The sequence below is a fragment of the Synechococcus sp. RS9916 genome (assembly GCF_000153825.1).
In the GTDB taxonomy this organism is placed as follows: domain Bacteria; phylum Cyanobacteriota; class Cyanobacteriia; order PCC-6307; family Cyanobiaceae; genus Synechococcus_C.
Window position 1 is genome coordinate 2,275,850 of sequence record NZ_DS022299.1, and the last position, 25,825, is coordinate 2,301,674.

The 25,825-nt window shown below is 36.2% G+C and carries 26 protein-coding genes; 21 read left to right on the forward strand and 5 right to left on the reverse strand.

From position 1 onward, the window contains the following. Positions 1 to 4: 4 nt before the first annotated feature. From RS9916_RS13930 to RS9916_RS14590, 16 genes are all read left to right on the forward strand, one after another. Positions 5 to 982, forward strand: coding sequence for a Gfo/Idh/MocA family protein (locus tag RS9916_RS13930; RefSeq protein WP_071961573.1), 978 nt, complete (start codon positions 5 to 7; stop codon positions 980 to 982). A 7-nt stretch (positions 983 to 989) separates the two neighbouring features. Beyond that, on the forward strand, positions 990 to 1,703 hold the full coding sequence (locus RS9916_RS13575) for an acylneuraminate cytidylyltransferase family protein (protein WP_050752271.1): 714 nt from the start codon (positions 990 to 992) through the stop codon (positions 1,701 to 1,703). Continuing rightward, positions 1,690 to 2,460 carry an oxidoreductase gene (locus RS9916_RS13580; RefSeq protein WP_007099641.1) on the forward strand — a complete coding sequence of 257 codons (771 nt, stop codon included), beginning with the start codon at positions 1,690 to 1,692 and terminating at the stop codon, positions 2,458 to 2,460. The genes RS9916_RS13575 and RS9916_RS13580 overlap by 14 nt, the downstream gene beginning before the upstream one ends. A gap of 2 nt (positions 2,461 to 2,462) precedes the next feature. Further along, complete coding sequence (locus RS9916_RS14575) at positions 2,463 to 3,098, forward strand: hypothetical protein (RefSeq protein WP_156777538.1); 636 nt, start codon at positions 2,463 to 2,465, stop codon at positions 3,096 to 3,098. After that, the gene (locus tag RS9916_RS13585; protein WP_007099643.1) at positions 3,091 to 4,089 is read left to right on the forward strand and encodes an NAD-dependent 4,6-dehydratase LegB; all 999 of its coding nucleotides are present in this window, start codon (positions 3,091 to 3,093) and stop codon (positions 4,087 to 4,089) included. Before RS9916_RS14575 ends, RS9916_RS13585 begins: the two co-directional genes overlap by 8 nt. Further along, the gene (locus RS9916_RS11740) at positions 4,086 to 5,282 is read left to right on the forward strand and encodes a LegC family aminotransferase (protein WP_007099644.1); all 1,197 of its coding nucleotides are present in this window, start codon (positions 4,086 to 4,088) and stop codon (positions 5,280 to 5,282) included. Before RS9916_RS13585 ends, RS9916_RS11740 begins: the two co-directional genes overlap by 4 nt. A gap of 23 nt (positions 5,283 to 5,305) precedes the next feature. Further along, positions 5,306 to 6,199: a methionyl-tRNA formyltransferase gene (locus RS9916_RS13590; protein ID WP_071961574.1), complete on the forward strand. Its 894-nt coding sequence runs from the start codon at positions 5,306 to 5,308 to the stop codon at positions 6,197 to 6,199. Further along, positions 6,199 to 7,200, forward strand: a complete 1,002-nt coding sequence (gene neuB / locus RS9916_RS13595; protein WP_007099646.1) for an N-acetylneuraminate synthase — start codon at positions 6,199 to 6,201, stop codon at positions 7,198 to 7,200. The genes RS9916_RS13590 and neuB overlap by 1 nt, the downstream gene beginning before the upstream one ends. 2 nt (positions 7,201 to 7,202) lie before the next feature. Further along, a complete protein-coding gene (gene neuC, locus RS9916_RS13935; RefSeq protein ID WP_232199631.1) occupies positions 7,203 to 8,357 on the forward strand; it encodes a UDP-N-acetylglucosamine 2-epimerase in 1,155 nt (384 codons plus the stop codon). A 73-nt stretch (positions 8,358 to 8,430) separates the two neighbouring features. After that, on the forward strand, positions 8,431 to 10,206 hold the full coding sequence (locus RS9916_RS13940) for an ABC transporter ATP-binding protein (RefSeq protein ID WP_083773062.1): 1,776 nt from the start codon (positions 8,431 to 8,433) through the stop codon (positions 10,204 to 10,206). Positions 10,207 to 10,228: 22 nt separating this feature from the next. Beyond that, positions 10,229 to 11,017 carry a class I SAM-dependent methyltransferase gene (locus RS9916_RS13945; protein WP_071961576.1) on the forward strand — a complete coding sequence of 263 codons (789 nt, stop codon included), beginning with the start codon at positions 10,229 to 10,231 and terminating at the stop codon, positions 11,015 to 11,017. Positions 11,018 to 11,091: 74 nt separating this feature from the next. Beyond that, positions 11,092 to 12,285 (forward strand): hypothetical protein, encoded by a 1,194-nt coding sequence (locus tag RS9916_RS14580; protein WP_156777539.1) that lies wholly within the window; start codon positions 11,092 to 11,094, stop codon positions 12,283 to 12,285. A 1-nt stretch (position 12,286) separates the two neighbouring features. Further along, positions 12,287 to 13,351, forward strand: coding sequence for a hypothetical protein (locus RS9916_RS14585; RefSeq protein ID WP_156777540.1), 1,065 nt, complete (start codon positions 12,287 to 12,289; stop codon positions 13,349 to 13,351). Continuing rightward, on the forward strand, positions 13,345 to 14,445 hold the full coding sequence (locus tag RS9916_RS15165; RefSeq protein ID WP_232199582.1) for a hypothetical protein: 1,101 nt from the start codon (positions 13,345 to 13,347) through the stop codon (positions 14,443 to 14,445). The genes RS9916_RS14585 and RS9916_RS15165 overlap by 7 nt, the downstream gene beginning before the upstream one ends. Positions 14,446 to 14,544: 99 nt before the next feature. After that, positions 14,545 to 15,864, forward strand: coding sequence for a surface carbohydrate biosynthesis protein (locus RS9916_RS13950; RefSeq protein WP_071961577.1), 1,320 nt, complete (start codon positions 14,545 to 14,547; stop codon positions 15,862 to 15,864). A gap of 31 nt (positions 15,865 to 15,895) precedes the next feature. Further along, positions 15,896 to 16,693, forward strand: coding sequence for a hypothetical protein (locus RS9916_RS14590; RefSeq protein ID WP_007099650.1), 798 nt, complete (start codon positions 15,896 to 15,898; stop codon positions 16,691 to 16,693). Here the strand turns inward: RS9916_RS14590 and RS9916_RS11750 are convergent. From RS9916_RS11750 to RS9916_RS11755, 3 genes are all read right to left on the reverse strand, one after another. Beyond that, a complete protein-coding gene (locus RS9916_RS11750) occupies positions 16,680 to 18,071 on the reverse strand; it encodes a hypothetical protein (RefSeq protein ID WP_007099651.1) in 1,392 nt (463 codons plus the stop codon). The genes RS9916_RS14590 and RS9916_RS11750 overlap by 14 nt on opposite strands. Beyond that, complete coding sequence (locus tag RS9916_RS14595; RefSeq protein WP_198003423.1) at positions 18,046 to 18,831, reverse strand: hypothetical protein; 786 nt, start codon at positions 18,829 to 18,831, stop codon at positions 18,046 to 18,048. The genes RS9916_RS11750 and RS9916_RS14595 overlap by 26 nt, the downstream gene beginning before the upstream one ends. Positions 18,832 to 18,937: 106 nt before the next feature. After that, positions 18,938 to 19,792 (reverse strand): glycosyltransferase, encoded by an 855-nt coding sequence (locus tag RS9916_RS11755; RefSeq protein ID WP_007099653.1) that lies wholly within the window; start codon positions 19,790 to 19,792, stop codon positions 18,938 to 18,940. Positions 19,793 to 19,795: 3 nt separating this feature from the next. Between RS9916_RS11755 and RS9916_RS14600 the strand changes: the two genes are divergently transcribed. From RS9916_RS14600 to RS9916_RS13970, 5 genes are all read left to right on the forward strand, one after another. After that, on the forward strand, positions 19,796 to 20,725 hold the full coding sequence (locus tag RS9916_RS14600; RefSeq protein ID WP_156777541.1) for a hypothetical protein: 930 nt from the start codon (positions 19,796 to 19,798) through the stop codon (positions 20,723 to 20,725). Beyond that, positions 20,722 to 21,981, forward strand: coding sequence for a glycosyltransferase (locus RS9916_RS13960; protein ID WP_083773063.1), 1,260 nt, complete (start codon positions 20,722 to 20,724; stop codon positions 21,979 to 21,981). Before RS9916_RS14600 ends, RS9916_RS13960 begins: the two co-directional genes overlap by 4 nt. Positions 21,982 to 22,126: 145 nt before the next feature. Further along, on the forward strand, positions 22,127 to 22,708 hold the full coding sequence (locus RS9916_RS14605) for a hypothetical protein (RefSeq protein WP_156777542.1): 582 nt from the start codon (positions 22,127 to 22,129) through the stop codon (positions 22,706 to 22,708). After that, positions 22,708 to 23,337, forward strand: coding sequence for an HAD hydrolase-like protein (locus RS9916_RS13965; RefSeq protein WP_071961579.1), 630 nt, complete (start codon positions 22,708 to 22,710; stop codon positions 23,335 to 23,337). The genes RS9916_RS14605 and RS9916_RS13965 overlap by 1 nt, the downstream gene beginning before the upstream one ends. After that, positions 23,334 to 24,080 (forward strand): HpcH/HpaI aldolase/citrate lyase family protein, encoded by a 747-nt coding sequence (locus tag RS9916_RS13970; RefSeq protein WP_007099654.1) that lies wholly within the window; start codon positions 23,334 to 23,336, stop codon positions 24,078 to 24,080. The genes RS9916_RS13965 and RS9916_RS13970 overlap by 4 nt, the downstream gene beginning before the upstream one ends. Here RS9916_RS13970 and RS9916_RS13975 read toward each other — a convergent pair. Both RS9916_RS13975 and RS9916_RS11765 read right to left on the reverse strand, forming a co-directional pair. Continuing rightward, complete coding sequence (locus tag RS9916_RS13975) at positions 24,058 to 24,804, reverse strand: 3-deoxy-manno-octulosonate cytidylyltransferase (protein ID WP_071961580.1); 747 nt, start codon at positions 24,802 to 24,804, stop codon at positions 24,058 to 24,060. The genes RS9916_RS13970 and RS9916_RS13975 overlap by 23 nt on opposite strands. Next, the gene (locus RS9916_RS11765) at positions 24,801 to 25,820 is read right to left on the reverse strand and encodes a class I SAM-dependent methyltransferase (RefSeq protein WP_198003424.1); all 1,020 of its coding nucleotides are present in this window, start codon (positions 25,818 to 25,820) and stop codon (positions 24,801 to 24,803) included. Before RS9916_RS11765 ends, RS9916_RS13975 begins: the two co-directional genes overlap by 4 nt. Between the last annotated feature and the right edge of the window lie 5 nt (positions 25,821 to 25,825).

The following is a 25,825-nucleotide window of genomic DNA, read 5'->3' on the forward strand; positions in this document are numbered from 1 at the left end:
TCATATGGAAGGTTGCAAAATTTCAAAAATTCTTATATGTGGACTTGGTAGTATTGGAAAACGTCATTTCAGGGTTCTTAAGCGACTTTATCCTTTCATGAAGATCGGAGCGTTACGTTCTGGTTATGGTCTTGAGAGCAAAGAGTCTAACTCTGTGGACATTACTTTTAGTAGTCTAGATGAATCTATCAAATGGTCACCTAATGCGGCTATTATTGCATCACCCGCTCCTTATCACTTAGCGACGGCAATTCGATTGGCAAGATCTGGAATTCCTCTTCTTATAGAGAAACCTATTGGTACTGGATTTGAGTCTACTGACCTTTGGAACGAATTGCTCGCAATATCCCAAGATCTTCCTATATTAATTGGTTATGTCTTTCGCCACGATAAATGTCTTTCAAAGGTAATTAACCTTTTGAATTCCAATCTAATTGGCAATCCTGTCGAGTTGGATATATATTGCGGGTCTTGGCTCCCGGATTGGAGACCTAACCAGGATTACAAAACATCTGTTTCTAGTTGTAAAAGATTGGGGGGCGGTGTGTTATTAGAGTTGAGTCACGAAATAGATTTGGCTTTTAGGTTGTTTAGTGATCTACAGCTTGAAAGTTGTTTATTGTCTCTGTCTAGAAACCTTGAGATAGATGTAGAGGATAACGCAGTTCTGGTATTGAGATCATCAAGATGTCAATCTATTGTTATACGTATAAATTTCTGCACTACCCCGCCAAAACGTTTTTTATCAGTCCGAGGCACATCAGGAGAAATTTCATGGAATTTGGCACAAAATTTTGTGAGTTTACACTCACGCCAACTAGATACAGTTTTCCACTCACATGAAGTCATTGATGACTTGTATTTTAAACAAATTAAGCATTTTTTTGCATGCATCGAGGGACAAGAAAGTGTTATGTGTACTGTTGAAGATGGCTTAAAAGTAATTAGCCTTATTGCTCAAGCCAAATCAATTTCGAGTTGAACTTTTAATGAAAATTGTAAACGCATTTATTTTTGCTCGTGGCGGATCCAAAGGTTTGCCAGGTAAAAATATTTTACCTTTGGGTGGTGTTCCTTTAATAACTCGGTCTATTCAACTCGCACAAGACCTAAAGTGTGTGAAGAATACTTTTGTATCTACGGATTGTCCGCAAATTGCCGATATTGCTTCTTCAAGTGGTGCAGAGATTATTATGCGTCCTGCTGACTTGGCGACTGATACTTCCCCTGAGTGGCTATCTTGGCAACATGCTATAAAGCAAGTTCAAAACTCTCATGGAGACTTTGATAGTTTTCTAAGTCTTCCAACAACTTCACCACTTCGGTCGATTCGAGATGTTGAAAAATGCATTAATTCTTTGAATAATGGGGTTGACATATGTATTACTATGACACCTTCAAGGCGAAGCCCTTGGTTTAATATGGTAACTCAATCTCAAACAGGTTTTGTTGATTTAGTGTCCGGAGAAGGTAATGTCGCTTGTAGGCAGCAGAGTAAAGTTTGCTACGACATGACTACAGTTGCTTATGTTGCGAGGCCAGACTTTGTTTTAAATTCTTCTAAAATGTGGGATGGTAAAGTGTATGGAGTTGAAGTACCTGCTGAGCGTGCTATAGATATTGATACTCCTCTTGATTTTGAATTTGCAGAATTTCTTCTGAGTAAACTCACTAGGCTACCCCAGAACTATGAATCTATCTGATCAAACTGTCCTTATTACCGGTGCTGCAGGTCGTATTGGATCTGCAGCCGCAAATCTTTGTCTAGAGTATGGCGCTAGTTTAGTACTGGTTGATATTTCAAAGGAAAGGCTTGAATCATTTGTAAACCAAATGCCAGCCGATCTGCAAAATAAAGTAAGTACAATTGTATGTGATCTCACTTCAGAACAACAGCTCAATCAATTGTTCCTTAAAATTAACGAGTCTCCTTTTTTGATTACATCAGCTGTTCATTCTGCTTATCCTACTTCTTCAGGTTGGGGCACATCTTTTGAGGATTTGACTCCAAAAAACCTAGCATCTGACCTTTGCTCTCAACTTGGTGGAGCCATCCTTTTTTCGCAGAAAATGATGAATTATTTTCAGGAAAATAGCGCAGGTAACCTTATTCATATATCATCTATTCAGGGTATTTCAGCCCCTAAATTTGAGCACTATCATGGCACTAATATGTCGTCTCCAATAGAATACTCAGCCATCAAAGCAGGTGTTATTGCGATTACTAGATGGCTTTCAAAATACTATTCAAATCAGAATATTCGCGTAAATTGTGTCAGTCCAGGCGGCATTTTGGATAATCAGCCGGAATCATTCTTGCAAGCTTACAGAGAAAGTTGTACAAATATTGGCATGCTATCCTCCAAGCAAGTAGCAGAGTGTATTTGCTTCTTGTTGTCTAGTTCTTCTGCTGCAATTAATGGGCAAAATATTATAGTAGATGATGGTTGGTCCTTATAAATATGCATGATCTTTTCACAGGCATCAAGGATTGTTTCGCTCATCAAGCATTGCTCTTTTGCAATAAGAATCTAAATCTTGATTCTTTTGGGCCTTTATTCACTAATTCTCAACAGAGATACCATCATTGTCTTTCCAAGAAAAAAATCAAACATTATCCTACTTCTGTATTGCTCCATGCAGATGAATATACTAGTTTTCTATATATACTATCTAATGAAGCATGGAGACTCGGAATTATAGAAGTGGCAGAAGTTGCTTATCTGCTTAATAGGAGGATTAATAATTTTGAATGCTTTTACACGCGTGAGTTGCCAGATGTATTTCATCTTGAGCACCCAGTTGGTTGTGTCTTAGGTCAAGCAGCCTATGGAGAGAATCTTGTTATTTATCAAGGCGTCACTGTCGGAGGAGACCTAAAATTACGTTACCCTAGGATTGGAGCCGGCATAGCCCTGTTTGCTAATGCTACAATAATAGGTAATTCTTCTGTAGAAGATAACTGTGCTTTAGGTGCAGGGGTTCAGATTTACGGCGAAAAAATCCCCGCTAATTCCTCTATTTCTCTGAGAAATGGTATACAATTGACCTTACCCATGCAGTGGTCTGTAACCCACCGGTTTTTCTCTTATGACTAAGGTACTTGTTACAGGAGCCGATGGTTTTATTGGTAGTCACTTAACCGAGAAGTTGCTTAGTGAAGGATACGATGTTAGAGCATTTTGTCTTTATAATTCAAATGGCTCTTGGGGGTGGCTTGATTCTCTTCCGCACGAAGTTAAATCTAATTTAGACGTAGTTTTAGGTGATATTCGCGATCCATTATGCGTACGTTCTGCTATGAAAAATTGTGATGTTGTTTATCACTTGGCCGCTCTGATTGCTATCCCATATAGTTATATCGCCCCATCTAGTTATGTCGATACTAATATTCATGGCACGTTAAATGTTCTGCAAGCAGCAAGAGAATTAAATGTTTCTAGAGTTGTGCATACCTCAACTTCGGAAACTTACGGAACGGCTCAATATGTCCCAATTGACGAAAAGCACCCCCAAGTAGGTCAATCACCATATGCAGCTAGCAAAATAGGTGCTGATCAGATAGCTTTGAGTTACTGGCGTAGTTTTGAAACTCCGGTTTCCGTGCTTAGACCCTTTAATACTTATGGTCCACGGCAAAGCTCCCGAGCCGTTATACCAACCATTATTACTCAAATAGCGTCAGGAAATCATCAGTTACGACTAGGTTCTCTTTCACCAACTCGAGATTTTAATTTTGTAGAAGATACTTGTAATGCCTTTCTTTCAGTAGCTTCTTGTGATACTTCTTTAGGTCAGGTCTTGAATTCTGCCAGTTCATTTGAAGTTTCTATAGGCGAGACAGTAAATATGATTGCCAATATTATGGGTTCAGATGTAGAAATTATTGAAGATACTTCTCGTTTGAGACCAAAAGACTCTGAAGTTAATCGTCTATTTGGAGATAATACGTTACTTCGTTCCCTCACAGGTTGGCAGCCTTCATATTCGGGGTTAGAGGGCTTCCGTCGAGGGCTTTCAATTACCATTGACTGGTTTTCTGATCCTACTAACTTGCGACAATACCGTCCTGGTATTTATGCCGTATGAATCATCTACAAAAAGCAGAGTCAGTATTATCCCATTTAAAGTCATCTTATGACTCTGAAGGCATAAGGCTTCCAGTTCACCTTCATGAGCCGGATTTTAGGGATACTAATGCAATTCAATATGTCTCCGAATGTATAAATACAGGTTGGGTTAGTTCTGCAGGTCAGTGGGTGAATAAATTTGAGCAACAATTGTCAGTATTTACAGGAGCTCGTCATGTTATAGCTGTTACGAATGGAACGGTTGCCTTGCGACTTGCTCTTCATTTGGTCGGAGTTCGTTCTGATGATGAAGTAATTGTTCCACCACTTAGTTTTGTAGCGACCTGCAATGCAATTTCTCACCTAGGAGCTATCCCTCATTTTGTTGACATTAATAACCGTACACTTTCTCTTGATACTGTTAAGCTATCCGATAGACTTTCCCATATAGCCATAAAAAGAGAAAACAAAGTCTATAATAAAGAATCAGGCCGAAGAATAGCAGCTATTGTACCTGTACATATTTTTGGGCATCCTGCAGATCTCGATGATCTAATGCGAGTATCTCAAGATTGGAACCTTCCTATTGTTGAGGATGCTGCAGAGGCTCTTGGAAGTTGGTTTAAAGATAAACATTGTGGCCTTACTGGATCTGTGGGCATCTTGAGTTTTAATGGCAATAAACTCATTACTACTGGTGGCGGTGGTGCATTAATTACCAACGATGATCTTATTGCTAAGCAGGCTCGTCATCTATCCACTACTGCAAAAGTATCTCATCCTTGGGAATTCTATCATGACAGTGTTGGTTGGAATGATCGTATGCCTAATATTAATGCGGCATTAGGCTGTGCTCAGCTGGAAAAACTTCATAGTCGTCTTCAGCTTAAACGTAAAATTTACTCATTTTATTCTAATCTATTTTCTAAATTTAGTTATTGCCAAGTAATTGAAGAGCCTACTGGTTCAGTGAGTAATTATTGGTTAGTATCTCTTCGGCTTATTGAGCAAGACTTATCCGAGGTACTTGCCCTGCGTAATGCACTACTTGCTTCAGCACATTCCCAAAAGATTTTTTTGCGTCCATGTTGGAACTTGCTCAGCGACCTCCCAATGTATAGGAATTGTCCATCAGGAAGCCTTTCAAACGCAAAAGACCAGGTTTTACGTCTTATTAGTTTACCTAGCAGCCCATATCTGTTGGGCCAATAATTGTTTCTTGTAAAAAAAAAACTATGACACCATTCAAAATTGGTTATTTTGCAGATGGCCCTTGGTCACATGGCTCACTCGATTTAATTACTAGTGATCCATCCTTAGCTGTTGAGTTTATATGTGCACGATATGATGCGCCAGACCCAGTTTTAAGAGAGAAAGCCAATTTCCTCAACATTCCTTTTTTAACGCACGAAAACGTTAACTCTCCTGCATTTACTTCATTATTGAGTGATATTAATTGTGATATTTTTGTTTCAATGTCTTTCAACCAGATTTTACGGCCGAAGACATACTCTTTGCCTCGTTTTGGAACCATAAACTGTCATGCCGGCATGCTTCCTTATTACAGAGGCAGAAATATACTTAACTGGGCATTAATTAATGATGAAAAATCATTTGGCATAACTGTACATTATGTCGATTCAGGGGTTGACACTGGTGATATTATTTCACAAAAGTCATTCCCAATATGTGACAATGACGACTATTCTTCTCTTTTAAAAGTAGCCTATAAGGAATGCCCTCCTCTCCTCTATGGTGCTATCTTAGATATTTGCAATTGCCGTGCAGATAGAATTCCCCAGAAAACAATACACCCTCATGGGTCCTATTTTAGCCAGCGTGTTGTTGGTGACGAAATAATCGATTGGAATCAACCTTCTAGATCAATTTTCAATTTTGTTAGAGCTCTTTCAACTCCTGGTCCAAACGCCCAGACATTTGTTGGTAGTAATTGCATCAAAATAGCCAAAGTAGAGCTTATCGATACCGCTCCTATTTATAAATGTATTCCAGGAGCTATTCTCGCAAAAGATGATAATACCTTCATAGTAAAAACCTCAGATTCTTACTTAAGGCTGCTACAATGGCAGTGTGACTTTAAACTTGCCGCCGGCATGAGGTTTTCCTGATGGTTCTAATTATTGCTGAAGCAGGTGTTAATCATAATGGCAGCGTAAAAATGGCCAAGGAGTTGATTGATGCAGCATCTTCTGCTGGCGCAGATGTTGTAAAGTTCCAAACATTTAAAGCTTCTTCATTGGTTACTAATTATGCATCTAAAGCCACTTATCAACAAACTAATACTGACCCGCTTGAGTCTCAACTTAATATGTTGAAAAGTCTTGAGCTAAGTGAAGATGACCACTATAGTCTTATAGATTATTGCCAGAGCAAGGGCATAGTATTTCTGTCAACTGCTTTTGACTTATTAAGCATTGATTTTCTTAGGAAAACACATCCAGTTTTTTGGAAGATTCCTTCTGGTGAAATCACGAATCTACCGTATTTAAGATCTATTGGCTCGTTTAATATGCCTGTTCTTCTCTCTACCGGTATGTGTACCCTTGGAGACATAGAGACTGCTATAAATATCCTCGAAAATGCCGGAACTTCTCGTTCTAACATAACTGTCTTACATTGTACGACGGAATACCCAGCACCATTTGATGAAGTTAACTTAAATTCGATACCAGCTATTGCTAAAGCTTTTGGTACATCCGTTGGTTATTCAGACCACACCACTGGTATATCCGTACCAATAGCTGCAGTCGCGCTTGGTGCTACCGTCATAGAAAAACATCTTACTTTAAATCGTAGCCTACCTGGGCCCGACCATAAAGCCAGCTTAGAGCCATCAGAATTCGCGGCTATGGTTGATGGAATTCGCTCGGTAGTCTCTAGCCTAGGCGACGGTATTAAGAGACCCACTTCCAGCGAGACTAAGAACCTTATCATTGCTCGTAAATCTATTGTCGCTGCCACTCCTATAAAAGTTGGCGATCGTTTTACTTCTTCCAACCTTACAACCAAACGTCCTGGGTCTGGCATCTCCCCAATTTATTGGGATTCTTTACTTGGCAAGTCTTCTACTAGAGACTATATGCCTGATGATTTAATCTATTGGCTCTGATTATGCGGAAAATCTGTGTAGTTACAGGTACACGGGCTGACTACGGCTTGCTTAGATGGGTTATTGACGGAATCAGTAAGTCCTCCATGCTTCAACTGCAGATTGTTGCGACTGGAATGCATCTATCTCATGAATTTGGTCTTACTTTTAAGGAGATTGAGAATGATGGTTATAATATTGATCTTAAAGTTGAAATGCTTTTGAGCTCTGATTCAAGTGTCGGGATTACCAAATCAATTGGATTAGGAATTATTGGTTTTGCAGATGCTTTTAAAGAATTGAATCCTGATATTGTCTTGTTGCTTGGCGATCGTTTTGAAATTTTTGCTGCAGCAACGGCAGCACTTATTTCTAAAATTCCAGTTGCTCATTGTCATGGTGGCGAGACAACTGAGGGTGCTTTTGATGAGTCAATACGACACAGTATCACTAAAATGTCTCACCTACATTTTGTCGCGGCTAGAGAATATCAGGAAAGAGTTCTGCAACTTGGTGAAGATCCTGAGAATGTCCACTTAGTTGGTGGATTGGGAATTGATAATATCAAAAAGCTATCGCTTTTGGACAAGTCCTCATTAGAGTCAGAACTTGAATTTAAATTTCAAGATACTAATTACCTTGTTACCTTCCATCCAGTAACGCTTGATACTTACTCTGGAACTGAGCAGATTACTGAGTTACTTAGAGCCCTTTCTAATTTAGTAAATACTGGAATTATTTTTACAATGCCGAATTCGGATACGGGCAGCCGTCCCTTGATGAACCTTATAAATAACTTCTGTAGCGACCATGAATATGCATCATCATATACTTCTCTTGGTCAAATAAAATATTTATCTACGCTAAAGTATGTTGATGCCGTTATTGGAAATTCTTCTAGTGGCTTGCTAGAAGCACCGACATTTAAAACTGCTACTATTAATATTGGTGATCGACAAAAGGGCAGGCTTATGGCTAGTAGCGTCATTAACTGTGATCCCAACTGTATTTCAATCCAAAACGCTATTAATCATTTAAATTCTCATGCTTTCAAGCAATCCCTTAATACTACCGTTAATCCCAATGGATCTGGTGGAAGTGCAGACAAAATAATCAAAGTCTTAGAAAGCTATAAGTATCCTACAAAACTACAGAAAAAATTTCATAGTTATCCATAAAAACTCTCATTTTTATTGTGATTCCAATCTAGTACTTCTTTCTTTTCTTTTATACTAGTCACTTTTACTGAAAATGCCCGTTTCATTTATCATCTTAAAAACTTTATGGTTGCATATCCCTTATCGTATCCAAAAGCTTTTATTATTTCAACTATTTTTAACTATTCTAGTAGGCATTTCGGAATTTTTACTTTTAGGCTCAATTTATCCTTTTTTACAGGTTCTTACTTCGACAAGCAATGAGAAATCACCCCTTATAATTAGTATATTATCTCAATTAAGTGTTAGCCTGACCGATAATAATATATTATTATTTTCTTGTATAATTTTTATCTTTTCTATTGTATTTACCACTTCTGCAAAATTGTACAATTTGCACTTTGGTGCTTTTGTAGCTTCTCAAGTTGATTCCTGGCTGTCCAAACGTTTATTCGATGGATTCCTTACAATGACATATTTAGAATCCACATTAACTAGTAGTAGTAATATTACAACCACAATTGTCCAACATGTAGCGAGTGTAACTTCGGTTGTTCGTGCCTACATTCTCATTATTACATCTTTTACCTCTGCTATTGGCATTCTGGCTGCATTATTTTTTACCGAACCTTTTCTATCCTCTTCTGTTCTTATTATTCTTATCATTTGTTATATCCTCATTGGTTCAAGAGTTAAAGAAATTTTATTGAGCAATGGTTCTATTGCTTCTCAATTAACTACTGACATCTATAAGCATATTCAGGAATCATATGGCGCGCTATCTGATATTATTATCAATAGCTCTCAAGTTATGTATTCTAAGAAGTTTGATGTTTTAAATCAGCATAAAAAAAATCTTCAAGCTCAAAAATTATTTCTTACTTCTTTTCCCAGGTTTCTACTGGAAGGGATATCTCTCACGGTTCTCATAATTGTCGCTTTTACCTCATACCTTCTTGTTTCCACTAATGTTCTATCAAAGATTGCTGTATTAGCCCTCGGTCTTCAGAGAATGTTACCTTCACTTCAGCAAATTTACGGTAATTGGTCAAATATTAAGGCTTCTTCAACACCAGCTTTTAATGTTTTAACGCGACTTTCTGACGCTGAACCCAAATTTTTAGTGCAATCACAGATTAAAGCACTACCCTTTAATAAAAGTATTACATTGAGCAATGTCTCTTTTGCTTATCCCAATTCACAAAAGACAACCATATCTAATATTAGTTTATTTATTCAGAAAGGCGAAATCGTTGGTTTCGTAGGAAAATCAGGTCAAGGCAAAAGTACTCTAATCAACATCTTGATGGGTTTGCTGATACCTACCTCTGGTTCCATTTACATTGACTCTGAACTTATTTCTATTCCTAACGATCCCAATTTCAATGTCTCCTCTCGATGGATGAAAAATATTTCTCACGTATCCCAAAATATTTTCATTTTTGATAGCACTTTATCTTCTAATATTTCATTAGAAGAAGACTCAAGTATATGTTTGCAGAATTTGCGTGAATGTGCCACAGCAGCATGCATAGATGACTTTATTATGTCCCTACCTGACCAATACTCCTCAATGGTTGGTCAATCTGGTGCGAAGCTCAGCGGGGGACAAAAGCAGCGTATTGGTATTGCCCGTGCCCTGTATCAAAATCCATCGGTGCTTGTCCTCGATGAGGCAACCAGCGCTTTAGACCCAGACACAGAATCGAGAATTATCCGCAACATCATTAATTTTAATAAAAAAATGACAATTATTATGGTGTCTCATCGTTATGGTACATTATCCAATTGCGATAAAATCTTTTCTGTCGATTCAACAGGTGTTAAAGAAATTTCCTATTCTTCATTAACATCTCCTCAGCTTTCCTAAGTTTCATTCCCTACAATCTCAAATGTTTAATCATAAGTTTGTTAAGAAGCTTCCCAAAAATCCTTTTGGGACAAAGCCTATGGCTACTGCTGATGAGTATCTACTTCTTTACAATGAGCTTATTTCGAAAAATGAAAGCCCACAGCTTCTTGAATTTGAAAAAAAATATCAGTATAATATTCCATTGGATTGGTTTTACCCCTTAGTTCTACAAACCAACGTCGTTATAAAGAAATCAGCCCTTAATTGTTCTCATGGTAGATATTTATACACTTTACTTTCTCATTATATTTCATGTTACTCCTCTCAGGATATAACAATTCTTGAAACTGGTACAGCTAGAGGTTTTTCATCGGTATGCATGGCTAAAGCGCTTAAAGATCAAAATACTAATGGGCGAATTCTCTCAATTGATTGTATAGCACATAATTCACCCATTTACTGGAATTGTATCGCTGATAAATATGGCCCTATGTCTAGGTATCAGCTCTTAGCTCAATGGAGAGATTTGTGTAATTCAATTATCTATCTTACTGGATGGACAAACGATGTTCTTAATTCTTTATCACTTAACAGAATTAATTTTGCATTCCTAGATGCTCAGCATGACTTTGACAGCATTCTTGTTGAGTTTGACTTTGTAAGCAAGCGCCAAATATCAGGTGATATTGTGTTTTTTGATGATGTTACTGAATCTGCATTCCCTGGTGTATGTGATGCAGTTAGATATATTAATTCACTTGGTAGCTATACAGTGACTTATCTTGACTCTGATCCATCCCGAGGTTATGCTATTGCTATTAAAAATTAAAGATGCATATTAGTCCTTCGAAACATATTAAATATATAATACTTCCTTTCCCTTCAATAGGTTCCCTTGAGAACTTGCTTTCCTTCAGGGACATTTATATAAAAAAACCTGTTGCTCTTTTATTTCTTAATAATGAACATATTTATCAGTATCTAAGCTATTTACTCTTGACTAACTGCTGTTCATTACAGCTTTACTCTGATGAATTTCTAGTCATCGCCTCCAATAATCGCTTGATTGACATTAAATTTATAATTACCTTTTTCTTTGGTCTTGTCAATCTATCCTTTCCGCTTAAAAAGCTGATCCTGATTCTTATACGACCTCTTATTTGCAATCCTCTCCTCTATCATAGTTGGACATTTTTTATCCCTAATGTTAATTTTGATTTTAGCAATTTACAAGTTATAGTTTCTGACTTTCTAGCTCTTCACACTAAAAACCTCCTTTCTTATCTTAGGCGGTTTAAGCCTAATCAATATATTTCAATTAGACATGGTGTAACCATTTCTCCTTTGTGTCCTGTTACTAGTGACCAAAAAAAGTTATATTCTGACTTCAGTTTGCCTTCCGAGCATTTGTATCTGTATACTAACACTCATGAATTAGATTATTTTTCAACTGTCCTTCCTTGTAATTCATCAAAGTTTCTTTATATTCCCGTTTTGCGACTTTTAAATAAATCAATTTCATATTCATCTATCGATTCATCTACCATATCAATTTTCACTCGACCTATTTCACCACCATATTTGTCTAAAGATGATATTCTTGATTTTATTTACTTAGCAAATCAGATCACGGCTTATCGTTCTGACCTTACTTTCGTTGTAAAAAATCATCCAAAAGATAAGCATAAGTACGTTTATAGGCTTTTAAAAAAAGGACTTACCAATTGTTCGGTTTACGAAGCTCATTATGATGCAATTTCACTGGCGCGCAAATCGAAAATTTCAATAACCTTTTACTCAAATCTGTCTGTAGATTTTTCCTATCTAAAAATACCTCATTTTGAATTCTACTGCAAATCTTTAGAAACCATACATGCTGAATCAGGTTTATTTCACGACTGTAATCACTATCCTAGTCTAGACTACCGCTATTTTGGCCTCTCTCCTGTATTACACAATTCCGATCAATTACATAATGCTCTTCTCGATAATTGTTGTTATGAGCATCATGTCGACTTTTCCTACAATGCGCATATTGAACTATTTAATCCTACTTTGCCATTAGATCATATCTACGAAGGCTTGCCAGCATCTTAAAATGACCTCTGTAAAAGTATCTGTAAATCTAAAAGTTTTTTTTCAATATAAGCTTCTCCTGTTTTTCGCTAAAACAAATGTTTGCCCTCTTTTAACTGAAAAAATATTTCCTCGAAGCGGACCAAGGTATTTTTTCCTAAATCTTCTTGTTGCAATTACCTCCCATAAGTATTTAAAAGTTTCATATAATACATCAAGATCTAAGTATCATCTACATAATAGTGGTGATGTAACTATTAAATATTTTTCCTCTATTCCACCTAGTAAATCGATTCTTCGTCTTGATGGTATCGGTTTTGAGTCATACGAAGGCGAAAAAAGAAAACAATATGTCCATACTATGAATGAACTTGTAAACAAATCTCATGCATTAATATTCCAATCCAATTTTTCAAAATCCATATTTCAAGATTTCTATTCTGACTTAATTCTTTCTAAGCCGCATACCGTTATTACTAATGGCTCATCTCAGTTATCTTCTAGTATCAACAAACGTAAACTTCAAAAGAGTTATAATATATATTTGCCAGATAAATTTTTCGTCGTTGCCGGTCGTAATGTACCAAGAAAGCGTATAAATTTAATTATAGACCTTTTTAAAAGCTTACCTCAATATAATCTAGTAGTTTTATCTGATGTCAGTTCAAATTTTTTCGAATATCCTAATATTTATCCACTTGGTATTCTACCTCCCGGAATTGCTAGGTATATCATCTCTATCTCTACTGCACTTATCCACGTAGACACCTACGACTGGTGTCCTAATATTGTTGTCAATGCTTTATATGATGGCGCTTCTATTATTTGTTCAAACTATGGAGGTACACCCGAAATTGTGCGTAAATCATGTAACAACCACTTCATTATCCAGGAACATCATACGCATTCCGATACCTTCGACTACATGTGTAATTTATCCAGTGCTAAGTTTCCTCTAGATTTATTTTATGATGCTTTAGATAAAGCTTATAACAAACAAACGATAAATCTTACTTCTCAGTACGAATTCTCAATAGATTATTCTGCTTTCAACTATTCAAGTTTTATTCAAGGCCTTTCATGTTAAATATTTTTGGATTGGCTAATGCTCTTTCGCTTCCTACCATGGAAGCTTATTCTTTAAATCCCCTTTTAACTTTAACTCTTGCACTTACTCCGTTAGCTCTTTTTTTCTTTAACTCATTAACCTACCGAGTACGAGTTGCTTTACTTTGCCTTATTCTTCCTTTAGTACAATCCCTCCATAGAGCAGGTGGAGATCTTTTTAATTATACTATTGCAATCAATACATCAACAATTTGGAATATTGAACCCTTCTGGTTCATCTTCTTCTTGCTCCATAAAATTTATCATGTCAACAATGAATTTTTAATTTCTTTCCTTTATTTTATCATTAGTTTATTATTCTTCGGCTCCATACTTTCCTTTTATAATGGTCATAACATTAAGGACATATTCTATGGATTGTTACTTGCATCAGTTATGTTTGGCCCCGCTTTGTATCAGGCCCAAATACGGCTTTCTTTGTCTATAGCATTTACTTACTTATCTATCTTCTTATTTAAAAAGCGCAAATCAGTTATAGCTACTTTGCTTATGCTTTCAAGTGTTATCAGCCATTCAACATCCATCCTTTTTTCACCATTAATAATATACCTTGCTTTCTCAGATAATGTCGATGATTATCTCACACTACTGATCCAGAAATCACGAGTGAAATTTATATTCTTAATGGTTTTAATTCTTCTAGTTTCGTGTGTTATTGTTGTTTTAGTTGTTCTTGCACCAAGATATTTTAGTGCCGACTCAAGTCAGTTTCAGCTTGGCCAAGCAAGTGGGTCTTTTCTCTATGACCTTATTAGCTCATTTACTATTTTTATCTTGTACAAGTTTTCTTTAAATTCAAATTTCGTCTTTCAATTTGCTTCTTCTTCGAAATATATTCGTAGCCAATTTTTTAATTCAATTATTTCGTCTTCAATTCTTCTTGGATTTATTGGATGGCTCGGTCGATTTAAATTTTGGTTTTATCCCTATATCTCATTGACTATATCTTCAAATTACAAGCCATTTATATTTTTCATTCTTGCTTTATTCACTCTTAGGAATCTTCGATTATATTTTCTTGTAGACCCATCTTATATGGTCTTTCTCTTTTGAGCTTCCTCATTTTTAATACCTTTGTATTTATTTGCTTTTAATGCTCAGCACCTACCCACATGTGTCTGGTAGAATTACTCTTGCTTTTCTTTTCCGTCAGTGTTCGTTGTCATAACTTATGAAATTCTTAACAGAGAGGCTCCTTTCATCTCAGCACTCACCTCTCAATTCAAGCGTGATGGTATATCTGCTATTGTTTTGCATCAACAGCACTTAGTCCCTATCCTTCGCTTCCTTCCAAAGTGTTTTATAATTTTTAAAAGCGCCGATCATGGGAGACTTCCATGGTATAAACTCGCTAAGAAATATTTGCATACTGTCAGTTGCTTTGATTCTGAAGGCCTTTTCGTACATCCTAAAGACTTCACTAAAGTGCGCATTTCCTCAGATGTATATGAACTCTTAGACATTTATTTCATATGTGGAGTTTATCAAAAAGGTTTATTAACTAATGCCCCTTCTTTTGATGCTTCTAAGTCACTAGTCGTTGGTTCTCCATCAATTGATTTTCTTAAATCCTTAAATATTTTCGAACGCGGTGTTCCAAAGTTTGACATTGGTATCCTGACTGGCTTTGGCGGTTACAATCATCGTGGTGGCCACGACTATCGCCTTTTAGTTCAATCAATTAAAAATACTCCTTTTACTAAACAAGAATTGTCAGATATTAATGAGTACATTGATACAGCTAGACGTGCCCTTTTTGAATATGTTGATTTGGTTTCCAATATTTGTAAAAAATATTCTCAGCTGAAAATCCTTATCCGAGTTCACCCGTCCGAATGCCCGAAGCGTTGGAAATGCTTAGAAGAACAATTCCCCCAACAAATATCTGTAGATTCTACTGGAACAATATTTGAGTTTTTAAACAAAACTAATCTTATCGTTTCATTCAAAAGTACTGTTTCGCTTGAAGCTCTCGCACTCAAGAAACCTATTATTTCCTATGCTCCTTCCTCTATCGATCCAAACAATATCTTTTACCCAAATAATGAGCCATCCAACTTATCTTTGCTTGTTACTGAACGTTCTGATCTCTTTAGTTATATTGATGCTATTGTTAGTAACGAGTATAAAACCATCTCTTTGCCAACACCGCCTAGCGCTTTGCAAACAGCAGATAGCATATGTGAAGGTTTCTCTAGCTGTACTTATTCTTCTGTTACCTATCTTGTGAGTTACATTACAGAGCATTTTCAGCCTTCACGCTTGTCTATTATTAACCGTATTCTTCTTTGCTATATATCTGTTCTTTGCTTTTTTTCGCATGTATTTTTGATTGTTCGTCGTCCTAAATCCTATCTTCTTTATGGTAGGTCAAAAATTGGCAGTAGGCTTAAACTTGCTGGGCTATCACCTGATAAGTCTAATCCCTTTTCTCTTATTCTTGCCTTTGTCACTAGAACCATTATTACTTGATATTTTTATTCCTTTTTAACTTTCCATTTCTATGCTTAATGCCTCTATTGTTGTATACTCTCAACATTCAAAAATAAATCACTTTAAACTTGAAATTCTTGCCAAACTTGTAGATAATCTTTCTTCTCATCCTCTTCTCTCAAGTTTATTAATTGTAGACAACAGCCCTTTCCCATATTTCTCTCGCTTAGCAAGCTATCCTAACATATTTTATCACCATTCACCTGAGAACGTTGGCTATGGTGCCGGCCACAACCTTTCAAGACAATTCTTATCACCTCAAAAATATCATTTAATTGTCAATCCCGACATTGACCTGATTTCACCCAATGTTATCAATATACTTATAGACTATCTTGAGCAGCAAGCTCAAGTTTGTATGATACAGCCCCAAATAACCACTATTGGTTCAGGGGAAATTCAACATTTATGTAAATTAAATCCAACATTATTCGCACAAGTATCCCGATTATTAATCTCCTTATTTCCTAGGATTCGCTTTCTTAAATACTATAACAATAGATATATTATGCTCGACAAAGCCTATAACGAAGAAATAATTTCTTCGTCTTATCTTTCAGGGTGCTTTATGCTGTGCCGAACAAAAAACCTGGATCAAGTCGGTTGGTTTGATGAACGTTTTTTTATGTACCTTGAGGATGCTGATCTTACAAGAAGTCTAAGTAACATAGGTGAATGTCTTCACTACCCTAAAGTTAAGATAGGCCATCTATGGGCTCGACAGAGTTATTCCTCCCCTTTCTTATTTCTTGTCGCAATTCATTCATTTATCAAATATTCTATGAAATGGGGTCTCAAGTTAATATAATATCTTCTAGTATTTTTCTAACTTCTGTTGACTTTATCTCTTCTTTCTTATGATTTGTATCTGATAAAATTCTTTCAGGGTCTATCGTCCATAAGATACCTTTTTTTGAATGTTTGCCTGTATGGTGATCTGTAACATTAAAAAACTCGAATCCAAGATTACCATATAATTTTCTCATTTGTTTTATTGTGTACTCCTCCTTGTAGAAATCTATAGTGATTACTAGTTCGCACTTATTAATATCAATCTTATGTTTAATCCTTTCTTCTGCGCAAAATTCTCTTATTAGTTGAGCGGCTATCTCTGCCTCTTCACAGGTACGACAACTAATTCCATACTGAGGTTCCATATTATTCTTTTGTTTCAATGGTATTTCTCTTCCCTCTCTTAACTCAATATATTCGCGAATTCTACTCATAAATAATTCCATTTTCTGTATCTTTCCATCGTACATTCTATTTATGTTTGCGGTTTTGTTCGCTTTTTGTCCCATCCCCGTACATAAGATTATTATTGTATCTTTCTTACTCATAGAGAATATATCACCAATGAGATCGTCAAGTAGCCATAATGAATAATCTATAATTCGTGATTTCTTTGATAACCACTTTTTAGTATACATTGGCTTGTCGAATTCTTCTGGCCATGTTGCCGCCCAATATCTATGCATATTTGCTGCTATATGGTTACTAAAAAGAATTGATACATCAGGCCTTTCTTCTCTTATTGTATTTACCAAAATCGCCGATTGATAAACATATTGCAATGTCCTGATCAGCTCAACTTCGGAATACTTTATTATCTTAGCAATAGTCTTCATGGTTAAATACAGAGACTTAATAGTTATGCCATTGCTTATCGGCTTTTTTATTGTGTTTATAGCAAATTTCAATGATTGAAATACAAGTTTCTGCAACCTTACCCTTCGTCCTGATGCACTTGTAATTTCATTATTTAGTTTAACAAATTCTGTGTATGTTCGAGGATACACTTTATTTATATCCCCAAATGCGTCCGGAATAAACAGTTTAATGCTAGGTCTATCTAGTGCCTCCTTTTGTATTTTTGATGAGTGAAGAACTCCTATAGCGGCTACAGATTTTCCGCTCTTTATCACTTTTTCTAAAATCGTTTCATCTTTTAAAGGATCTGAATACCAGTAACACCCATGTTCATCGTAAGGTTTTCCAGTATGAACAGTTGCCCATACTTGCGATGGATAAAGATCCTTTTCACAGACATCATCATTAATAATACTTTTTTTGTATATTTTGTTTGCCACAAAGTACTTCGATAAATTTGAGCTTTTATTCTCGACTATGAACTGATGTAGGACCTTCTCAGGAACTTCATTAATCTCTAAAATTATTGTTTTCAATGAAGGTTTTAGCAGAGCCTATTAAGTATGTTAATACCTCGACTCCTATTGCCAGTAGCCTAAATGCCCAGTTGTTTAAGTGGCCACATTTTGCATTATATGATTCTTGATAATTCTTTCTTCTGCGTCTCATTGATATTCCCGGTGTTTCAATGTCCCACTTACCAAATATCTTGTTAGTTTGATGACAATATAGGTCTTTCTGCTCCTTTATTACCCTTCGCGCTTCTAGATTTAGTTTGTAGTCAGCAAGCGCTGTGTAGTTTTCATCGTACATTCCTAGACTTATTACAAAATTTTTCTTATATATAATAGCTTGATGATGTGTTGGATTTCTCTCTATCGCTATCAACAGTTGCTTGTAATTATCAATTTTTGCTTCTCTCAATTTTTTCCCAACTTGTACAATACCAGTTGCAACAACTATTTCCCACGAATTCAAAATATCCCCAATCTCACCAATTACACTTCTTAGGTTTTGTATATATGGTGTGTCGGTATCTCCACAAAAATATAACCATTTTCCTGATGCGTGCCTTATCCCCTCATTCATGGCAGCATAAATTTTTCCCTTTGACTTAACTAAGATCATACTATAATCTTCACTTTCCATGCAACCTTTATAGTTTTCTGGTACAACTACAATTAGCTCTATCTCCTTATACCTTTCAACCGTTTGTGCTAGTATCAACAGCTTTTCGCTTGCTAGTTCACTTCCTAAGCTCGGTACAATAATTGATAAATTCATTTTTTCTTTCAATCTTACCATACAGAGCACTCTGGCTGCATTGTTTCAATTCCTTGTATTTATAATTATTTATCCTAGATCTTCGTAACCCTAATCATTTCACTTTTGTCATTAGCAATTAGGAAAACATGATCTTGTCAATACATTTGTATGCTATTGCCTGTGAGATGTATTTTATTCTGTTTATGTAGTTTGTTTTTTCCTTTCCTTTTTTCCGCAGCAAACATTGTCTCATTAGTATTAAACCACTTATATGCCAGCTTGCATATCCTCTTTTCTTCATTGTGTTATTGCTTATTTTTATATGGCTTTCTATCTGATCGTCTCTCTTTTTATTTGTGATTGAATCTTCTGATATACGATATCTAATTTGCTTTTCTTCTATTATCACTGAATTATCCCTTTTCACTATTCTTGACCATAGCTCATAATCCTGAGCCGTTGTGTAATTCTCATTGTACTTGTTCCTGTTTAATACATTTTTTTTAACGGCGATGCTTGAGTGTATAAATGGATTAGCAATAGCTAGTGCAGCGTATGTCCCCAACTTTGACCTTTTTTTTCCCATTAAGCCTATTTTTTTTCCCTCTTCGTCTATCACCTCAGCGCGTGTTCCTAATATTTCTAGGTCACTATCCTTATGCATGTAATACAATGTTGTTTCTACTCTTTTCGGGTAACTTATGTCGTCCGCATCCTGACGCATTAATATTGTTCCATTGGCTTTTTTTATTCCTTGATTTAAGACCTCAGCTAAGTTTTTGCAGCATTCCACATTAATTACTCTTATTCTTCTATCAAGCTTTTTTGCCCATGATATATGATTTTTTATTTTCTCTGATGCACCATTGTCCAATATCATAATTTCAAGATTACTATAAGTCTGATTTACTATACTATTAAGTGACGCATCAAAATGTTCTACCTTGCCATCACGTATTGGCAATAGTATACTTACTAGATCTCGTTCCATCTAATGCAAAAATCTTTAATTATTGTACACTCTGATGGACCTGTAGCCTCGACCTCGCTCGCTGGTTTATGTGAGTATTATGGCTTTTGCTTCTTGCCTTTGCGCAAATTTCTTCTTGAAGAATATATATCAGGTTCCATTCCCTTTTATTCTGATAAAATCAGACATCGTATCTTAGAAGTCATTATATCTTTATCTATACCTCGGCAAACAGGCGGTGTTTCCGTATCTCATCGTGATCAATTATTACCAATAGTTCTTACAAAACCTCCACTTGCTAGCGATATTGAGTCATTTTTGTCTTATATGCCGACCAGTTTGGAGGATCAGATATTTTCGTGCCTTCAATTTATTGAAGACGCACTTATTTACAAGACGCCTAGCTCTTCTAACGGATACATTATTCTCACTTTACCCCGTCCATTACTCTCAGAATCTTTATTCTTATCTTGCTGTAATGACAGCAATTATATTCGAACCCTTGTCATGACTCGTCCTTATATTGACTGGTGTTTATCTCTTTTGTCTCAAGAAGACAGTAAATCTCAATTTTTTAATTTTACACGCCTTTCTTGTTTGTATCAACGCCACGTTAATTCACTAGATCTACAAAATCGTTTTTCTGAAATTCCAATTTCTACTTCTGATGTTTTGCTGCCAAATACTTTCTCATTATTTAATAAGTTAGGCATTCTTTTTGGTGCCAGAGTCCTTAGTACTGAGTTGCTAACAAGTTCAAAGTTTGATCTTTATGGTAGGCTTCTTGATTTTAAATCTGCTTTCACACCTTCGTGTGATTCCATAAATGTCTCTAATAATATATCACGTTTTTTCATTAAACATTTTTCTAGCCCATCATTTATCCCACCTTTGTTAACCGACTCTTTATTTGTACTTCTACGTTTGACTAAGGTTTTTTCTTTTAGGCAATGAAGATTATTCTTTTTTCTAATTCTGATCACCATGGAGGAGCTTCGCTTACAGCTCTTAATTTAGCTAGCGCACTTTTTGAATATTTCCCGAAGGAATTTTGCGGTTTATATGTAAGTCGAAGACGTTACTCTAAGCCCTTTGTTTATTATTTTCCGTTTTCCAGGTACCTTGTTTATCCTTATCTTCGCAATAAGTTAGCTCAGTATATTCTTTCTCTTATGTCTTATTCAAATCCTCATGTTCAGTCACTCGCCCTCTTTCCGTCAGCTTTAAAAAATATTATCTCCCAATACTATAGGCCAATTGTTCATTTGCACTGGATTAATGGTGAGTTTATTTCCATTTCTGATTTAGATGGTATCAACTCTCCTGTCGTTTGGACACTACACGATTGTTGGCCATTCTTGGGAACTGAACATCATGATTTTCTCTCTACTACAGATCGATTTTACGACGTTACTCATTCAATGCAAGCGCCCTCTCAGCTAAAAGGCATTGACTTATCTTTATGGACTTGGAAGCGTAAATTAAATGTTTATCGTCAATTAAATTTACACGTGATATGTCCCAGTAACTGGATGAAAGCAAAAGCTCAACGCTCTCTTCTTCTCAAAGATATTCCTCTTCATGTCATACCTAATGCAGTTGATACTTGTACTTTCTCTACTTTTGATCGTAAAGACGCTCGTACCGCTCTTAATATTCACACCAATAAAAAGATAATAATGTTATCTTGTTATGGTAATTCTTCTTCAGACCTTAAGGGTTTTTCTTTCGTTCCTGAAGTTATACGTTTACTTGCTCTTCTTGATCTTCCCATTCAGTTTCTGATTGTAGGCAGTAATTCTTCTATTCCTTTGAACACTGACAATATCATTTCAATGGGTAATATTCATGATCCACGTATTATGGCGAGGTGTTATCAAAGTTCAGACCTTTTCTTAAGTCTTTCTAAATTTGAGAACCTTCCTACCGTATGTATTGAGGCTCAATCATGTGGTGTCCCTGTGTTTGCCTTTGACGTAGGTGGTACTCGGGATACTATTGCAGATGAGTCAACTGGCTTTTTGGCCTCTCCTTATGAATTAACTGAGATCGTCTCTGCCATCCATCAATTTCTTGTCTATAACACTATTAATGGCAAGCTATTTTCTCCAGTTTTTTGCAGAAATAAGACCGTTAAACGCTTTAGCTTCTCTTCTGTTGCTAATCAGCATATCGAACTTTATCGCTCGATTGAAAACACCCAACTCTAACACATTTTATGTAGTCTTAGTTGGGTTTCCTGTTTTTAATTTATACCTTGCGACCTCTCTTGATTCATTAATTTTCTTTATGTGAAGGCGTTCTCCCTCAAGGTTCCTTCCATCCTGCTATGATTATTGAACACTCTTTAACACGATGATCGCAGGTTTCGATAATTTCTCGGAAAAGTTTGCTTCTGTTCTTTCTTCTGACTCTTGGAAGAAGGCTGAGTCTGATTTTTTGTCCTCCTCTCGTATTCTTGCCGTTGGCAACGGTGGCAATCTTGCTGTTTGTGATCACGGTGCTATTGATATTGCTCGTCTCACAAACAAGTCTGCATCTGCACCAGGAAGTGGTATCCTTGCGAGTTCTTTGATTAATGACGTCTCTCATGATGAATGGGTGAAAAATTGGCTTTCCATCTCCTTGAGAGGTCTTCCAGCCTCTTCTGTGAGCGAGACGATGTTGATCGGTGTGAGTAGCTCTGGTTATTCGAAAAATATCTGTATGGCTCTTGATCACGCTCTTCAACTAGGTTGCAAGGCATGTTTAATTTCAGCTCAGCAGCCAAAAATTGATGGCACTTATAACACAGTTATTCTCGATGTTGATGAGTATCATACTAGTGAAGTTTTGACTCTTTCTTTGTTTTACCAGTTGATTGACTCTGCTGGTTTCTCTTGCCCAACGATTAGTTCTTCTGTCGCCCGTACCCAAATTGATGATTATTCCAATTAATGCAATTTGATTTACGTGCCTCAATAGATAATTACGATACTTTTGTCTTTGACTTTGATGGTGTCATAAAGGATTCTGTTCCTGCAAAGTCAAAGGCTTTTTCTCTCCTTTTTTCATCATATCCTTCTGTTCTTCCTAGAATAGTTGCTCACCACCTTGCTAATGGTGGTATTTCTAGAGATTATAAATTACCACTTTATATGTCTTGGTGTGGCATTGATCCCTCTGACATCAATGTTTCGACCTATACTTCCAGCTTTTCATCGATTGTTTCATCACTAGTTATTAATTCTCCCTTTGTTTTAGGTATTTATAATTATCTTGAATTCTTATCTTCTAATTCGAAACGCTTGTACATCCTTTCTGCTACTCCACAGCAAGAGATCATAGATATTTCTTTGGCTCTTCAGCTAACACAATATTTTTCTACTAAAAATATCTACGGGCATCCCGCCACTAAGTCCTCCATTCTTCAAAGACTGTCACTTACTTCGCCAGTCTTATTTTTTGGTGATTCCTTGAGTGATTTCCAATCCTCAATTGATTCTAATGTTGATTTTGTTTTTTGTTCTACAAATCCATCGGTTACTATTCCTAATAATACACCTACTATTTCTTCCTTTTTATGAAATCCCCTTCTCTCCTTCGTCATAAATTTCAGCTTGGTCAGCATTCTGTTGGCACTTGGATGCAAATTTCTTCTCCCGAAATTGCTGAGATTTTTGCTGCTAATAATCTTTTTGACTGGGTTGTTGTTGATGATGAGCATGGATGTTTCAATTCTTCTGTTTTGCCATCTATTTGTCGTTCTATTGAATTGCATGGAAAGTTACCTTTTATTCGCCTGAAAGATCGAACCTACAAATCAGCGCGGGATGTTGCGGAATTCGGTTTTTCTGGTTTTATAGTGCCTATGGTTGAATCCGCTAAAGATCTACTCAATGTATTTAATGCGATAAATTACCCCCCTTTGGGTACGCGTGGTGTTGGTTTTTGTCGCTCTAATCAATATGGTATTAACTTCAATAGTTCCTTTAAGCAAGATTCTCCCTTCCTCGTTTCAATAATAGAAAGTGCTCTTGCTGTTCAAAACCTCGATTCAATTCTTCAATTTAAACACTTAGATGCGATTATGGTTGGTCCATATGACTTATCCACTTCATTGTCTATACCCGGCGAGTTCGATAACCCTTTATTTACTTCAACTCTTGCCACCATCAGAGAAAAGTGCCGTTTTTATAATGTTCCATTTGGTCAGCATATAGTCTCTAATGACAAAAATCTACTCGATGAGGCAATAATTAATGGCTCTAAATTTATAGTATATTCTATGGATTCTGTAATGCTTTCTAACCCTTTTCAGATTCCATAATCTTTTCTACTTTTAGGATATCTTCTGGTACGTCAACAGGGTGTGAGTGGGTTTCTACATCGACCATTTTGACCTTATATCCATATTCTATAAATCGCAGCATATCTATTGATTCAACCTTTTCAAGAGGCGTTGGCGCTAGTTTGCTATATTTTTTTAAGCTTTCTGGTGTAAATGGTATTATACATATCTGTTTACCGACATTTGTTAAATCATCACCATTATATGGTATACCTACTCTTGACATGTAAATTGCTTCTTTTTTGGTATTTGTTAGTACTTTAATGCAATTTGGATTTTTGAAATCTTCAGCATTCATTGCTGCTATTCCATTTGCGCAGCAATACTTCTCACGTTCTTCCTCAAATCTAAGGGTTATTTTCTTTATCGTTTCAGAATCTACTAGTGGTTCATCACCTTGCACTAAAGTTATTATGTCATAGCTTTCGCCTTCCTGTTCAAGTTTTTCGATTACCTCAGTGCATCTGTCCGAGGCGCGTTCATGTTTTTTTGATGTGATTATTGAATCGAAATTTTCTTTACTGCAATAAGTTAGTATTTCCTTGTCAGGAGTTGCAATTACTATTTTATCAAATATTTTAGCATTTGCACAGTTATTATAAACATAATATAGCATTTCTTTTCCTTTTATCTGTGCCAATGGCTTGCCTGGAAATCGGCTGCTTCCCATTCTTGCTGGAATTATGCAAATCTTGCGTGTCATTTTTCGCAGAATATGTGCATGTGTGAACTTACTTTACTACTAACAATCAACCTCTGAAGAGCTTCTTTTGACTCTTTGTCGCTTCTTGTAATGATTTTTCTCAAGGTCTCGTTGCAAATTTTGTCTGCTTGTTTTTCCATTATATTTACATCAAGCTTGCCCGGCGTAATTGTTTCTATATTTCTAAATCCTATCTCCCTAAGAATTTTCTCGGCTCCGTTTGGGCTTAAGAAATTTATATGATGAGGTGGTGTTATTGCTTTTGAATTCTCTTTTAACTCGTTGATGTCAATTCCTTCCCCCGATAAGGTTGTAAGGTATAGCATATCTCCTTTGTTCATAAGATTATTTATTGACTCTAGAAAGGCTTTCGGTGATGTCAAGTGCTCCAATAGCTCAAACGATGTAAACAATTTTTGTCCCTGTGGTAAGTCTTGCTTGTCCATTTCATTTGTAAATTTATTGATAACGCTTATTTCTTTTCTTCTGCATTCAGCCGCAAGTTTAGGATTCGGCTCTACGACTAAAGTAAATTCTTTGCCGAAAAATTGACTTGAAGCTAATTTTGCAAACGTGCCAAATCCTCCACCTATGTCGACAAGTATTGTCTTGCTCCTTTTCTCCCTTAATTTAAAAGTCTCTATTATCCTTTCTAGTTTTGGTTTCCAGAGCAGTTCTTCCCTCTTAGATTCTGTTTTCTTATAAAATACATCTGCCCAATACTTTGTTGATTCTCCCTCAGTGTAGAATTCCTGGAAACATTTTTCATCCGCATTGAGATTTGCATATATGCTTCCACATGTCGTGCATTTCTTGTAGTAAAACTGTTCTTTCTTGCAGAAGTGCCTGTTGTTTGACTCGCATCCAGCTGGGCAATTAGCTTCAGTAGTCAAACGTTGCGGGAAAAAATTTTTGCAATCTTTTTTCGATAACCTAATGTATTCATCGAATATTTCTTGAGGTCTTATTTCCTCCTCTTTTATTTTACGTTTTAGATCGTTGTCCGAGTTTTGCACAGTCC

Excerpts from the sequence above, each read along its gene's own strand:
- RS9916_RS13930 (WP_071961573.1), top strand. The coding sequence starts at position 5 with ATGGAAGGTTGCAAAATTTCAAAAATTCTTATATGTGGACTTGGTAGT.
- RS9916_RS13575 (WP_050752271.1), top strand. The coding sequence starts at position 990 with ATGAAAATTGTAAACGCATTTATTTTTGCTCGTGGCGGATCCAAAGGT.
- RS9916_RS13580 (WP_007099641.1), top strand. The coding sequence starts at position 1,690 with ATGAATCTATCTGATCAAACTGTCCTTATTACCGGTGCTGCAGGTCGT.
- RS9916_RS14575 (WP_156777538.1), top strand. The coding sequence starts at position 2,463 with ATGCATGATCTTTTCACAGGCATCAAGGATTGTTTCGCTCATCAAGCA.
- RS9916_RS13585 (WP_007099643.1), top strand. The coding sequence starts at position 3,091 with ATGACTAAGGTACTTGTTACAGGAGCCGATGGTTTTATTGGTAGTCAC.
- RS9916_RS11740 (WP_007099644.1), top strand. The coding sequence starts at position 4,086 with ATGAATCATCTACAAAAAGCAGAGTCAGTATTATCCCATTTAAAGTCA.
- RS9916_RS13590 (WP_071961574.1), top strand. The coding sequence starts at position 5,306 with ATGACACCATTCAAAATTGGTTATTTTGCAGATGGCCCTTGGTCACAT.
- neuB (WP_007099646.1), top strand. The coding sequence starts at position 6,199 with ATGGTTCTAATTATTGCTGAAGCAGGTGTTAATCATAATGGCAGCGTA.
- neuC (WP_232199631.1), top strand. The coding sequence starts at position 7,203 with ATGCGGAAAATCTGTGTAGTTACAGGTACACGGGCTGACTACGGCTTG.
- RS9916_RS13940 (WP_083773062.1), top strand. The coding sequence starts at position 8,431 with ATGCCCGTTTCATTTATCATCTTAAAAACTTTATGGTTGCATATCCCT.
- RS9916_RS13945 (WP_071961576.1), top strand. The coding sequence starts at position 10,229 with ATGTTTAATCATAAGTTTGTTAAGAAGCTTCCCAAAAATCCTTTTGGG.
- RS9916_RS14585 (WP_156777540.1), top strand. The coding sequence starts at position 12,287 with ATGACCTCTGTAAAAGTATCTGTAAATCTAAAAGTTTTTTTTCAATAT.
- RS9916_RS15165 (WP_232199582.1), top strand. The coding sequence starts at position 13,345 with ATGTTAAATATTTTTGGATTGGCTAATGCTCTTTCGCTTCCTACCATG.
- RS9916_RS14590 (WP_007099650.1), top strand. The coding sequence starts at position 15,896 with ATGCTTAATGCCTCTATTGTTGTATACTCTCAACATTCAAAAATAAAT.
- RS9916_RS11755 (WP_007099653.1), bottom strand. The coding sequence starts at position 19,792 with ATGGAACGAGATCTAGTAAGTATACTATTGCCAATACGTGATGGCAAG.
- RS9916_RS14600 (WP_156777541.1), top strand. The coding sequence starts at position 19,796 with ATGCAAAAATCTTTAATTATTGTACACTCTGATGGACCTGTAGCCTCG.
- RS9916_RS13960 (WP_083773063.1), top strand. The coding sequence starts at position 20,722 with ATGAAGATTATTCTTTTTTCTAATTCTGATCACCATGGAGGAGCTTCG.
- RS9916_RS14605 (WP_156777542.1), top strand. The coding sequence starts at position 22,127 with ATGATCGCAGGTTTCGATAATTTCTCGGAAAAGTTTGCTTCTGTTCTT.
- RS9916_RS13965 (WP_071961579.1), top strand. The coding sequence starts at position 22,708 with ATGCAATTTGATTTACGTGCCTCAATAGATAATTACGATACTTTTGTC.
- RS9916_RS13970 (WP_007099654.1), top strand. The coding sequence starts at position 23,334 with ATGAAATCCCCTTCTCTCCTTCGTCATAAATTTCAGCTTGGTCAGCAT.
- RS9916_RS13975 (WP_071961580.1), bottom strand. The coding sequence starts at position 24,804 with ATGACACGCAAGATTTGCATAATTCCAGCAAGAATGGGAAGCAGCCGA.